This window comes from Chroococcidiopsis sp. SAG 2025, from assembly GCF_032860985.1.
GTDB lineage: Bacteria > Cyanobacteriota > Cyanobacteriia > Cyanobacteriales > Chroococcidiopsidaceae > Chroococcidiopsis.
Map to the genome: position 1 here is coordinate 6519861 of NZ_JAOCNC010000001.1, position 12266 is coordinate 6532126.

The 12266-nt window shown below is 45.3% G+C and carries 13 protein-coding genes and 1 pseudogene; 12 read left to right on the forward strand and 2 right to left on the reverse strand.

Annotation, left to right across the window (positions count from 1 at the left end; translation table 11 throughout):
- The first annotated feature begins 329 nt into the window (after nt 1-329).
- From N4J56_RS31735 to N4J56_RS31775, 9 genes and pseudogenes are all read left to right on the forward strand, one after another.
- Entirely contained in the window at nt 330-2054 is a 1725-nt protein-coding gene (locus tag N4J56_RS31735; protein WP_317110368.1) for a SulP family inorganic anion transporter, read from the forward strand.
- A 144-nt stretch (nt 2055-2198) separates the two neighbouring features.
- A pseudogene (locus N4J56_RS31740) lies at nt 2199-2679 on the forward strand (phosphate-starvation-inducible PsiE family protein).
- 190 nt (nt 2680-2869) lie between these two features.
- Entirely contained in the window at nt 2870-3205 is a 336-nt protein-coding gene (locus N4J56_RS31745) for a cation:proton antiporter subunit C (protein WP_317110372.1), read from the forward strand.
- Entirely contained in the window at nt 3202-4647 is a 1446-nt protein-coding gene (locus tag N4J56_RS31750; RefSeq protein ID WP_317110373.1) for a cation:proton antiporter, read from the forward strand. The genes N4J56_RS31745 and N4J56_RS31750 overlap by 4 nt, the downstream gene beginning before the upstream one ends.
- Complete coding sequence (locus N4J56_RS31755; RefSeq protein ID WP_317110374.1) at nt 4626-5018, forward strand: Na+/H+ antiporter subunit E; 393 nt, start codon at nt 4626-4628, stop codon at nt 5016-5018. The genes N4J56_RS31750 and N4J56_RS31755 overlap by 22 nt, the downstream gene beginning before the upstream one ends.
- Nucleotides 5015-5275 (forward strand): hypothetical protein, encoded by a 261-nt coding sequence (locus N4J56_RS31760; protein ID WP_317110375.1) that lies wholly within the window; start codon nt 5015-5017, stop codon nt 5273-5275. Before N4J56_RS31755 ends, N4J56_RS31760 begins: the two co-directional genes overlap by 4 nt.
- Before the next feature lie 101 nt (nt 5276-5376).
- Nucleotides 5377-5661: a monovalent cation/H(+) antiporter subunit G gene (locus N4J56_RS31765; protein ID WP_317110376.1), complete on the forward strand. Its 285-nt coding sequence runs from the start codon at nt 5377-5379 to the stop codon at nt 5659-5661.
- Complete coding sequence (locus tag N4J56_RS31770; protein WP_317110378.1) at nt 5651-6232, forward strand: DUF4040 domain-containing protein; 582 nt, start codon at nt 5651-5653, stop codon at nt 6230-6232. Before N4J56_RS31765 ends, N4J56_RS31770 begins: the two co-directional genes overlap by 11 nt.
- Entirely contained in the window at nt 6229-6888 is a 660-nt protein-coding gene (locus N4J56_RS31775; protein ID WP_317110379.1) for a Na(+)/H(+) antiporter subunit B, read from the forward strand. The genes N4J56_RS31770 and N4J56_RS31775 overlap by 4 nt, the downstream gene beginning before the upstream one ends.
- Here the strand turns inward: N4J56_RS31775 and N4J56_RS31780 are convergent.
- Nucleotides 6870-7001 carry a hypothetical protein gene (locus N4J56_RS31780; protein WP_317110381.1) on the reverse strand — a complete coding sequence of 44 codons (132 nt, stop codon included), beginning with the start codon at nt 6999-7001 and terminating at the stop codon, nt 6870-6872. The genes N4J56_RS31775 and N4J56_RS31780 overlap by 19 nt on opposite strands.
- Before the next feature lie 371 nt (nt 7002-7372).
- Here N4J56_RS31780 and N4J56_RS31785 point away from each other — a divergent pair, with 371 nt between their 5' ends.
- Both N4J56_RS31785 and N4J56_RS31790 read left to right on the forward strand, forming a co-directional pair.
- Nucleotides 7373-8254, forward strand: a complete 882-nt coding sequence (locus N4J56_RS31785) for a lipid kinase (RefSeq protein WP_410500657.1) — start codon at nt 7373-7375, stop codon at nt 8252-8254.
- A gap of 135 nt (nt 8255-8389) precedes the next feature.
- Nucleotides 8390-8995 carry an exopolysaccharide biosynthesis protein gene (locus tag N4J56_RS31790; protein ID WP_317110385.1) on the forward strand — a complete coding sequence of 202 codons (606 nt, stop codon included), beginning with the start codon at nt 8390-8392 and terminating at the stop codon, nt 8993-8995.
- A 53-nt stretch (nt 8996-9048) separates the two neighbouring features.
- Here N4J56_RS31790 and N4J56_RS31795 read toward each other — a convergent pair whose 3' ends face one another.
- Entirely contained in the window at nt 9049-10500 is a 1452-nt protein-coding gene (locus tag N4J56_RS31795) for a glycoside hydrolase family 13 protein (protein ID WP_317110387.1), read from the reverse strand.
- A gap of 414 nt (nt 10501-10914) precedes the next feature.
- Here N4J56_RS31795 and N4J56_RS31800 point away from each other — a divergent pair, with 414 nt between their 5' ends.
- On the forward strand, nt 10915-12216 hold the full coding sequence (locus N4J56_RS31800) for a glucose-1-phosphate adenylyltransferase (protein WP_317110389.1): 1302 nt from the start codon (nt 10915-10917) through the stop codon (nt 12214-12216).
- Nucleotides 12217-12266 lie beyond the last annotated feature (50 nt).

Consider the following 12266-nt stretch of genomic DNA (forward strand, 5'->3'; position numbering starts at 1 on the left):
GCTGATTTAGTTTCAAGTTACCTGCAATTACTTTAACCTCTCAAAACAAGATACGGCGACAATCGCTATGTGGTTGAAAAAACTGTATTTTGCTTTGCGTGTTAGTTGCAAAGTAGCAACTTTCCACGGCATCGATTTACTGTAGGTAATTTCAAAAAAAATGCCACTTTAGATATTAGGACTCATAATCTAATATCTAGCCTTAGATATATTCTAACTCGGCAAGTTGTTGTTAGAAAATCTGCCCAGCATCAAATTGTTTCATGGTTGTAAATAGCTCTGGCTCTATGGAGCGTAGTTGATTTGCTGTCGTCTTTAGTCTCTTGCTCATGCAAATAACAAACAAAATTCATTTCAGAAATCTACGAGGCGATTTATTTGGTGGTTTAACCACCGCGATCGTTTCCTTGCCCTTAGCATTGGCATTCGGTGTTGCCTCTGGTGCTGGAGCGATCGCGGGGCTTTACGGTGCAGTCTGCGTTGGCTTTTTTGCGGCGTTGTTTGGTGGTACGCCAACTCTAATTTCCGAGCCGACCGGACCGATGACCGTAGTCATGACAGCGATTGTGGCTGGTCTGACGGCAAACAACCCTGAGAATGGCTTGGCAATGGCGTTTACCGTCGTGATGCTAGCAGGGCTTTTTCAAATTATCTTTGGGGTACTCAAGCTAGGAAAATACGTGACGCTGATGCCCTACAGCGTGATTTCTGGCTTCATGTCTGGGATTGGAGTCATCCTGATTATTTTGCAAATTGCGCCGTTTGTCGGGCAAGCAGCACCTAAAGGTGGGGTTTTGGGTACGGTGCAGAGCATACCTCAACTGCTAGCGAACACCGATCCAATCGAAGCTGGGTTAGGGGCGCTAACACTGGCAATTATTTTCTTAATGCCATCTAAATTCAAGCGTTTCGTCCCGCCTCAACTTGTAGCACTGGTAGTTGGCACAGTAGTTTCTCTGGTTCTCTTTCCAGGCGCAGATATTCGGCGGATTGGCGAGATTCCGATGGGATTGCCACAGTTACAGATGCCAGTCTTTACTCCTGGTCAAATTACAACCATGTTTATCGATGGTGTTGTGCTGGGAATGTTGGGCTGTATTGATACTTTGCTGACTGCCGTAATTGCCGACAGTATTACACGTACTCAACATAACTCTGATAAAGAATTAATCGGTCAAGGTATTGGTAACTTAGTTTCTGGACTGTTTGGCGGCTTACCTGGCGCAGGTGCGACAATGGGTACGGTGGTGAACATCCAAACGGGTGCAACTACAGCTTTATCTGGAATAACTCGCGCCTTGATTTTGTTAGTTGTCGTGTTAGGGGCTGCAAGTTTAACTCAGGTGATTCCGATGGCTGTATTAGCTGGAATTGCCTTGAAAGTGGGGATTGATATTCTAGACTGGAGTTTCTTAAAACGCGCCCACAAGGTTTCCCTAAAGGGAACGCTGATTATGTATGGGGTGCTGTTACTGACGGTATTTGTCGATCTAATTGTGGCGGTTGGAGTTGGAGTGTTTATTGCTAACATCTTGACCATCGAGCGTTTATCTAATCTGCAAGCGCAAGATGTCAAAACAATTAGCGATGCCGATGATGAGATCGTATTAAATCAGGAAGAAAAACAGTTACTCGATCTTGCCAATAATCGCGTGTTGTTATTCTACCTCAGCGGACCAATGATTTTCGGCGTGTCCAAAGCGATCGCCCGCGAACATACAGCAATGGCAGACCACGATGTTTTGGTTCTGGATTTGAGCGATGTACCGATGTTAGGTGTGACTGCTTCTTTAGCAATTGAAAATGCAATAAAAGATGCAGTCGAACAGGGTCGTCACGTCTTCATTGTCGGTGCAACTGGTTCTGTGAAGCGGCGGTTAGAAAAGTTGGGCATCTTCGATCTTTTACCCCCCCAAAATCTAATGACAGATCGGCTGGCTGCATTGCGACAAGCAGTTGCATTAGTAAGTGGCAAGGATAGGGTGACTGCCGATGTTGGAAGTGCTTCGAGCCAAGGTTTGAGCGATTTCACCGATCCAGCACTGCAGCAATAAGTCGTAAGTCGTAAGTCGTAAGTTTGAATTAATTTGCCTCTTACCTCTTACCTTAGGCGATCGCTGACGTATCATAGCAATAGACATTAATAAGTATCTGAAACTTCAAATACTGTAATTTTCAGTTGATTTCGAGTTAATAGCATGGGCAGACAGTGGAAAAAACTAGCCATATCAGCAAAAGAGTTGTTTGCAGATGAAAGTTTCCTCCGAGGCATTCATAGTATCGAGAACTTAGTCTCAAAAGTTTTGTCAATTGCTTTAGTGGGTGTCATTCTGGTATCTTTATTCGATCTGATCTTCTTTTTATATAAAGATTTATTTAGGGAACCAATTGGATTTTTCAATAAAACCCTGATTGAAATTTTTGGTATGTTCCTGAATATACTGATTGCTCTAGAATTATTAGAAAATATTACTGCTTATTTGAGAAGGCATGTCGTCCAAGTCGAACTCGTGATCGTCACCGCCTTGATCGCGGTAGCGCGAAAACTGATTATTTTTGACTTTAGTAAAGCATCAGGGAATAGATTTAATCGGCTTAGGAACTGCTAGTTTTGCCCTCGCAATTAGCTACTGGCTGATTTATCGAATGAACAGAAAGTATAGAGAAGATCGACGGTAAAGTATAGATAATAGTAACGAGTTTGACTAAAATTGGCAGCAGTTAAAATTATCGTAACTAATAGCGATCGCAATTCTATCAAAACATATTAATATTAATGCTAACGTTTAGTAATAACAAGGCTGAAAAACTCGTCTCGTCTACCAGGAGATGGAATTCGCAAGCGAACCTTACCCCATAGGTAATTTCCGTGTTAGAAGCGTGCGTATTAGCAACAATATTGTGCGGATTTTTCGGCATTATCTTGAAAAAGAATCTTGTGATGAAGATCGTCTCGATGGATGTCATGAGTACGGGGGTCATCTCCTATTACGTATTGATTGCATCGCGAGATGGCTTGTTCGCACCGATTATTTCAGATGTCAAAAATAGCGCTTATTCCGATCCGGTTCCTCAAGCGGTTATCTTGACGGCGATCGTGATTGGCTTTTCGATTCAGGCTTTAATGCTAGTTGGTGTCATGAAGTTGGCGCGAGATAACCCGACACTAGAAAGCAACGAGATCGAGAAGAGTCATACACCATGAGTACCATTTCGATCGCCTGGATTGCCCTACCGTTTTTTGTCGGATTTGTCGCTTCTCTCATCCCCAAACTCGATCGGTATCTTGCATTGGGCATGGCTTGTGCTTCTGCCGGATATGCGTTGTTGTTATTTATCGAGCCTCCACTGACACTGAATTTACTCGATAATTTCGGCGTGACGTTAGCGATCGACCAACTAAGCGGCTACTTTATCTTGACAAATGCGCTGGTAACGGCAGCAGTCATCCTCTACTGTTGGCGCAGTGGCAAGACAGCTTTTTTTTACACCCAGACTATCATTCTGCATGGCAGCGTCAATGCTGCATTTGTCTGTTCGGATTTTATGAGTTTGTACGTGGCGCTAGAGGTAATTAGTATTGCCGCGTTTCTCTTAATTGCCTATCCTCGCAGCGATCGCTCGATTTGGGTTGGCTTGCGCTATCTGTTTGTCAGCAACGTGTCAATGCTGTTTTATCTGATTGGCGCGGTGCTGGTCTATAAAGCACATCATTCGTTTAGTTTCGTAGGTTTGCGCGGCGCACCAATCGAAGCGCTTGCCCTGATCTTTATGGGACTCTTGGTCAAGGGAGGCATTTTTGTATCGGGATTATGGCTACCGTTGACCCACTCCGAATCGGAAACGCCAGTATCAGCAATGCTATCGGGAATTGTGGTCAAAGCGGGTGTCTATCCGCTAGTGCGTTGCGCTTTGCTTTTAGAAGAGGTCGATCCGATCGTCAGATTCTTTGGAGTGGGAACGGCGCTTCTAGGAGTGTTCTATGCAGTTTTTGAAAAGGACACTAAGCGGATGCTGGCATTTCATACGGTTTCACAGCTAGGCTTTATTTTGGCTGCGCCTGGAGTTGGTGGCTTTTATGCCTTGACACACGGGTTGGTCAAATCGGCACTGTTTCTAATCGCGGGTGTTTTACCCAGCCGAAACTTTAAGGAACTGCAACATCAGCCAATCGATACCGCAATCTGGATTGCCCTAGTTATGGCTAGCTTCTCGATTTCCGGCTTTCCCATGCTGTCTGGCTTTGGGGCAAAAGTATTGACGACAAAAAATTTGCTGCCCTGGCAAACGATCGCCATGAACGTTGCGGCTGTAGGGACAGCGATCTCGTTTGCTAAATTCATTTTTTTGCCGCATCAGAAAAGAGAGGGAGGAGAGAACGTATCACCCGGTTTCTGGTTAGCAGTCGTACTTCTAATTGGTGGGTTGATTGTGGCAAATGTCGCGTACTACGAGGCGTATACCCTTGAGAATATCGCGAAACCCCTGGCGATCGTTGGCGTTGGCTGGTTGGCATATTTTACGGTCTTTCGACGCTCAGTCCTCAAGCTACCGCGTATGCTCGAACAATTCGAGCATCTCATCGGTGTGATGAGTTTGATGTTAATCCTGCTTTTCTGGATGGTATGGACACGATCGGTTATCTAAATCTAATATTACGACTGGCTATCTGGTTTTTGCTCACTGCTAATTTGAGCTTGGCAAATATCATCATCGGCGTTGCCGTTGCTTTCCTGTTACCAGGAAGACCCAGATCGCGAGCAGCATTAAAGGATTGGTTGCGGGCGCTGGGGAAGATTATCGTGGCAATTCCGCAAGCGTATATTGAGGCATTTGAAATTATCCTCCGTCCGCATAACGAAGAAGAAGTCACCCTAGAACGAGTCCCACCGCGACGGACACCAGGTTTGATATTTCTAGATATTTTCTTGATTACCTTTACGCCAAAGACGATTGTTTTGAAGTACCGCGAAGACGGCTGGTACGAAGTCCATCGGGTGCGACGGAGGAAGACATGAACCTGGTACTAATTGCAATGATTCTGGCACTGCTTATCCCCTTCTACGTGGCATGTAGAGATGAAAATATCTGGCAGACAATGTTGGCGTTTGCCAGTATTGCCACCAAAACATCAGTTGCGATCTTGGTCGTATCGGTCTTGCGCGACGATTGGTCGATTGGTGTGGTGGGAGTCATCATTCTGAGTGTGGGAAACGCTTCACTCATGCTGCTGGCACAAGTCATTAAACGAATGAGCGATGCATTAAATGGGTGACAAGCAAGTCAAAAGTTCAAAGTCAAAAGTTCAAAGTCAAAATGTAGTTCAGGTAAGGCTTTTGACTGTTGCCTGTAGGCAAACTAAATGTGGAGCAACTTATGGCAATCGATATATTGAGTTACATCTGCATCGGCATAGGAATCTTTTTCTGGTTTTGGGGAACCTTCCCCCTGCTAGGCAAGCGATCGCTATTATTTAAGCTGCATGGTCTTTCAGTTGCAGATACGCTCGGATCGATGAGTATCATCATCGGGCTGCTGTTGCAACGACCCCGCGAATCGCCGTTACTGATCCTTGCCATTATCTCGTTAGCGATTTGGAATACAGTGCTGGGGTACGTGTTGGCATACTGTTCCACTAGTGGGGGTAGCAATGATGGATAGCTATATCTATTTCTTAGTCGCTCTGCTACCGCTGTCCGCGTCGATGGTAGTCTTTCAGGTCAATCCATATCATGCCCTGGTGATTCGTGGCATTCTGGGAGCCGTGGCAGCAATGGTCTATGCAGTGTTGGGGGCAGCAGATGTGTCTTTGACTGAAGCATTAGTAGGTACGATGCTAGCGATTACTCTCTATGCAGTGGCAGTGCGATCGTCAATGGTGATGTGTCTGGGCGTACTGACAGAAAGAGCGATCGCGACAGACAGCGAAGGCGATCGCCATTTTGGGCAACTGCTCGATGACTTCCGGGCAATTTTGGGCAAACGTCACATGCGACTTGAGTTAGTGACCTACAAAGACCAACAGGATTTGCACCAAGCGCTGATGGAGAAAGAAATACACGCAACTTGTACGCGACCCGAAGACGTAGATTGCGCAACGCCTGATGCGGAAAAACAACCCTACCATACCGTCACCAGAGTGCAGCGGATCTATGACATCATGCAAGCCGAACTCTCATCACCTGCAACAAGCCTTACCTATGTCAACGCGCCAAAGGAGAAGCATTCATGAAATGGCTCTACATTGCCGCAGGAATAGCCTTGTTTGTCAAAATCCTCATCATGTCCAATCCCGCACCAGATTTGTCACTTTCAATTGTCGAATCGGTCGTTCAAGACAGTGGAGTACCCAATGCGGTTTCAGGGATTATTTTTAGAAATCGGCTGTACGATACCATTTTTGAGGTGGTGGTATTTACAATCGCCATTATGGGCGCTCGTTTTTTGCTAGCGAACGAACAACCATCCACCAAAGTCTATCGTTTTACAGACCAACCATCAATTGTGCTAGCACGATTAGGAGCGACAATTGCAGCTTTGGTGGGGATTGAACTGGCAATTCGGGGTCATCTCAGCCCAGGTGGTGGTTTTGCGGCTGGGGTAGCAGGCGGAACGGCGATCGGTCTGGTGGCAATTACTTCATCGCCAGAGCGGATGCAAAGTATCTACAAACGCTGGCACGCCGCTACATGGGAGAAAGTGTCGGTGCTGATTTTCGTTGTCCTAGCGGCGATAACTCTGTCTGGATTTGAACTACCGCACGGAGAAATGGGCGCACTTGTCAGTGGGGGAGTGATTCCGCTACTCAATATCCTGGTAGCAGTCAAAGTTGCTTTGGGTTCTTGGGCGGTTATATTAGTTTTTATTCGTTATCGGGGCTTGTTGTGAGAACCAGTTGTGTAGGGTGCGTTAATAACGTACCCTACTGTACCGAATATGAAATCATTTTTATCTGTACCAATTAATGCCCGATCTATGGCTATACCAATAGCTAGGCTCATATCTAATCCTCTGCAAACTTAAATCTATCGATTTATCTTGTTAGTCAACAGACTTCGCCAATTTATTTAAAGTAGACAACGGCATGTCTCTCGAAAATTAGAATGAACGCGGTTTCATCTAAATCTTTCAAGTAGCAACAATTACTTTTGTAGTTAAACCTGCTTTTACAGGAGTATTGTAGGGTGGGCAATGTCCACCCTACTATTTATTTATGTCAGATATTGTGAATTAAATTGCTTTTAACTTGTCACAGAGCAAAATAAGTTTATCAAAAGATTTAATTTAGATAAAATTAGTATTAAGCCTTACCCGCGATCGCCTTTCAATGCGCGTTCAAAGGCATGGCAGCAACCCTCACCTGCAAGCGATCGTGAAACAGCGAGCCTTACTGCTAGTCAATCGTCATGCCCGTCACGGACAGCAGCGGATCGCTGCTGCCATAGAAAAGTTACAGCAGTTGGATTTAGAGTTATTAGAAAAGCCGATAGAACATCCTCGTCAATTACCCGAACTGATCCGCTACCATCGCCATCAAGTAGACTTAGTAATTATTGGTGGTGGAGATGGCACGCTCAACGCAGCAGTAGATGCGTTAGTTGAGACTAGATTGCCTTTAGGAATATTACCTCTAGGAACTGCTAACGATCTAGCTCGAACTTTGGAAATTCCCAATTCTCTCCCTGAAGCGTGCGAGATTATTGCGAGTCAAAAAGTCCGTTGGATCGACTTAGGTTGGGTGAATGGCAAGCATTTTTTTAACGTTGCTAGCCTCGGTTTGAGCGTCCAAATCGCTAAGAAACTGACGAAAGAGTCTAAACGTCGTTGGGGAGTTTTAGCCTATGCAATGGTAGCAATTCAAGCTCTCTGGCAATCTCGTCCCTTCAGAGCTGAAATTCGGATAAATAACCAAGATGCGATTCGAGTCAAAACCGTACAAATTGCCGTTGGTAATGGACGTTATTACGGTGGTGGCATGGCAATCACTCACGATGCGGCGATCGACGATCGCAGGCTAGACTTATACAGTCTGGAATTGCGTCACTGGTGGCAGATGATTCGTTTATTACCTGCAATGCGTCAAGGTAGGCATACAGCTTTACCTGGAGTTCGTACCTTGCACGGTCAAAAAATCTACGTTTCGACTAGAAAACCCCGCCCCATTAATACCGATGGAGAAATCACCGCTTACACCCCTGCCGAATTTCGCGTCATTCCCCAAGCTGTAGCAGTTTTAGTACCAGAAGAAAGTTGAGGGAGCAATTCAAAATTCAAAATTCAAAATTCAAAATTTATAGCACCACTGACTACTCACTATTCACTGACAACTTTGTACAGACGTTACATGTAACGTCTCTACACTGATAACTGATAACTGATAACTGACTATATGCATTTAAAATTTTCGCAAGATATTAAATCTTTACTAGAAAAACTATCTCAACAACCTTTAACTTTAAGCGACATTTTGGCAGGAACTTCAGAACGAGGTTTTAGCCTGGTTATTGCCTTACTTGTATTACCTTTTTTGTTTCCTCATCCACCTGGTTTCACTGGCATACCAGGAACAGCTTGCTTAATTTTATCGCTACAAATGGCATTAGGTAGGCGATCGCCTTGGCTGCCGAAAAAAGTCGCTCAATTCAAATTTCCGCGCTGGTTTGCCCAGCAATTGTTACAAAATTTGAAAAGGTGTACCAGATTGCTAGAAAGAATCGTTCGTCCTCGCATGTTGAAAATAGCGGGAAATCCTTATATTTGGCAATTTAACGGGCTTTGTATTGCTTGGTTGGCGATTTTATTAATGTTACCAATTCCCCTGACAAACTCTTTTCCGACTATTGGCATTTTAGTATTGGCAGTAGCAACACTAGAAGATGATGGATTATTGATGTGTGTTAGCTATATATATACTGTTTTCATTACCTTGATATTTGCCTTTCTGATTTACGCTGTTTGGCGCGGTTCTAGTCTATTGCCAAGTTTATTTCAATAGAAGAATGTAGAGACATTACATATACTGTCTCTACATTCTTTAGGTCAAAGTTTTTATTTCAAAATACAACCTGCCCTTGGGGATAGATTTAAATTCACTTGCGCTCCATCAGTAACAGCCTCGATTTCGGCACTACCAAATAACAACTTGCTGGGGTGCGATCGCAACTTACTTGTGTGCAAACTAACTTGTGCCGAGTCAGTACCAGCATTGACAGCTACGACAATTTCTTCTGAGTCTGAAGTTCTCGCAAAAACATAAACTAAGCCGTGTGCGTGTAACACTTGATAATCTCCCGTACGCAAGGCAGGGTAAGCATGGCGTAAGGCAATTAACTGACGGTGGTATTCGAGAATTTCCCGATCCCAAGTGGCTTCGAGGGGAAAACCGCGCCGAGAGTCTGGATCGATCTTGCCTGGTAAACCAACTTCGTCACCATAGTAGATGCTGGGCGCGCCAGGAAATGTTAGTAACAACAGGGTGGCAAGTTCGACACTAGAGCGATCGCCCCCAGCAATAGAAATTAGTCTCGCCGTATCGTGGCTGGCGAGTAAATTCAATTGCGTTAACTGAATTTCCCAAGGATACAATTGCAGCAATTCTTGCATTTTTGTGGCATATTCAGCCGCAAACAGGGGCGGATAGGGATAGTAGGAACGGTCTTGTACTTGTGTCATATCCACGCGATCGCCAGCCGTAAAAGCGATTGTCGGTGCGGCAAATAAGTAATTCATCACGCCGTCAAATTGCGTGCCGTCCAGCCACTCGCGCGAATCTTCCCACACTTCGCCAACAATATATGCATCGGGGTTGATGGCTTTGACGCGATCGCGAAACTCTTGCCAAAAACCAGGAGTTCTAATTTCAAACGGCACATCTAACCGCCAGCCGTCGATGCCGAATTTCAGCCAATATTCGGCAATCTCCATAATGTATTCTCGCACTTCTGGATTATCGTGATTGAACACGGGTAAAGCGCGATTTCCCGCCCAGCCTTCGTAATTGGCGGGGCGATCGCCATCATAGGGACACAAGGGCCATTTTTCAATCTTGAACCAATCTACCCAAGGAGAGTAGGAACCATTTTCGAGAATATCGTGAAAAAAGAAAAAGCCCCGACTGGCATGATTGAAGACTCCATCCAAGACAACCTTAATATCGCGGCTGTGACAAGCTTCTAGCAATTCTTGAAAAGCTTCATCTCCGCCTAACATCGGATCGACTCGATAGTAGTCGTGGGTGTGATAGCGGTGATTGCTGGCAGATTGAAAGATCGGGGTGAAGTAGATGGCGTTAATGCCTAACATTTGCAAATAATCTAATTGCTCCATCACACCCCAGAGATCGCCACCCTTATAGCCTTGGAGAGTGGGCATTTCTTCCCATTCTTCCCAAGTAGCGTTCTTTAACAGCCGTTTGCGGGGTTGTTGACTCTTAGCAAAGCGATCGGGAAAAATTTGATAGAAAACAGCGTGTTTTACCCAGTCTGGGGTGGTAATCTCCATAGTCACTTTCTAGCCCTTCATTGACAAGGTACAAATACTCTCCATTCTGCGGCTCTAACCAGGGGGTGAATGTCGCGATCGCTTTTTGACAGTTATGCCCCTCTACCCCTCTGCTTCCCCAGCTCTCTTCTCCCCTGCTCCCTCCTCTCTGCTCCCTGCTCCCTAAAGATGGGGAAAACTACGACTAGCGGCAGCACCATACCAAATTCTACGATAATTTTGGAGTTTGGGAAGTGCGATCGCTGCTGCTCAACTGCTCTATGCCTGCCAAAGCCGAGCTAACCGCGATCGCCCCAGACTCCCAGGAATTCTTCATTTGTAGTGCTGATAAATTTCTGCCTCTAGATTCTTACCAACTTTTACACCTAGTCCTCTACACTAATTTTGGGAACGAAAGGCAGTCGGGAGGAATTTGTGAAAAAAGTACTAGGAATTATTCTCGGTGGCGGTGCTGGAACTCGTCTTTATCCGCTGACTAAGCTGCGAGCTAAGCCAGCCGTACCATTAGCAGGGAAGTACCGCTTAATCGATATTCCTGTCAGTAATTGTATTAACTCAGAGATCTACAAGATATACGTTTTAACACAATTCAACTCGGCTTCACTCAATCGCCACATCGCCCGTGCATATACCTTTTCTGGTTTTACTGAAGGCTTTGTAGAAGTCCTGGCGGCTCAACAAACGCAGTACAGCACTAACTGGTTCCAGGGTACGGCAGATGCAGTGCGTCAGTATCTCTGGTTGATGGAAGAGTGGAACGTGGACGAATATTTGATCTTGTCGGGAGATCACCTCTACCGCATGGACTATCGCCAATTTGTCGAGCGTCACCGCGAAACTGGTGCTGATGTGACTCTCTCAGTAATCCCGATCGAACAACGTCGCGCTTCTGACTTTGGCTTGATGAAAATTGACAGTGCGGGACGGGTGATCGACTTTAGCGAAAAACCCAAAGGTGATGCACTGCTGAACATGCAGGTCGATACTACAGTATTGGGGCTAGATCCAGAAGAGGCGAAGCAAAAACCATACATCGCTTCAATGGGGATTTATGTTTTTAAACGCGATGTCTTAATCAAGTTGCTGAAAGAAGCGCCAGAACAAACTGATTTCGGGAAGGAAATTCTGCCAGCTTGTGCGAAAGAGTACAACATTCAAGCCTACTTGTTCAACGATTACTGGGAAGATATCGGAACGATTGAGGCATTCTACGATGCTAACTTATCGTTGACAAAGCAACCCTATCCAGCTTTTAGCTTCTACGAGGAAGAAGCGCCAATTTACACTCGCGCTCGTTACTTGCCTCCTACTAAAATGATGGATTGTCAGGTGACAGAATCAATCGTCGGTGACGGTTGTATTTTGAAAAACTGTCGCGTCCATCATTCAGTCTTGGGCGTGCGATCGATCATCCAAGCAGGCTCGATTGTAGAAGATGCGTTACTGATGGGGGCAGATTTCTACGATCCCCATATAGAGGAAAGACAGACAGTTTGTGCAGATGGTGAAATCGAGAACGTTCCTCTGGGAATTGGTGCTAACACCATTATCAGACGAGCAATTATTGACAAAAATGCCCGTATCGGTTGTGATGTCCGCATCATCAACAAAGATAGGGTTGAAGAAGCAGATCGAGAAAGCGAAGGCTTCTATATCCGCAGTGGCATCGTCGTCGTGCTGAAAAACGCCGTGATTTCCGATGGGACAGTTATTTAGTGGTGAGTGATGCGTGGTGAGTGGTGAGTGGAAGAATTGAAAATAATTTT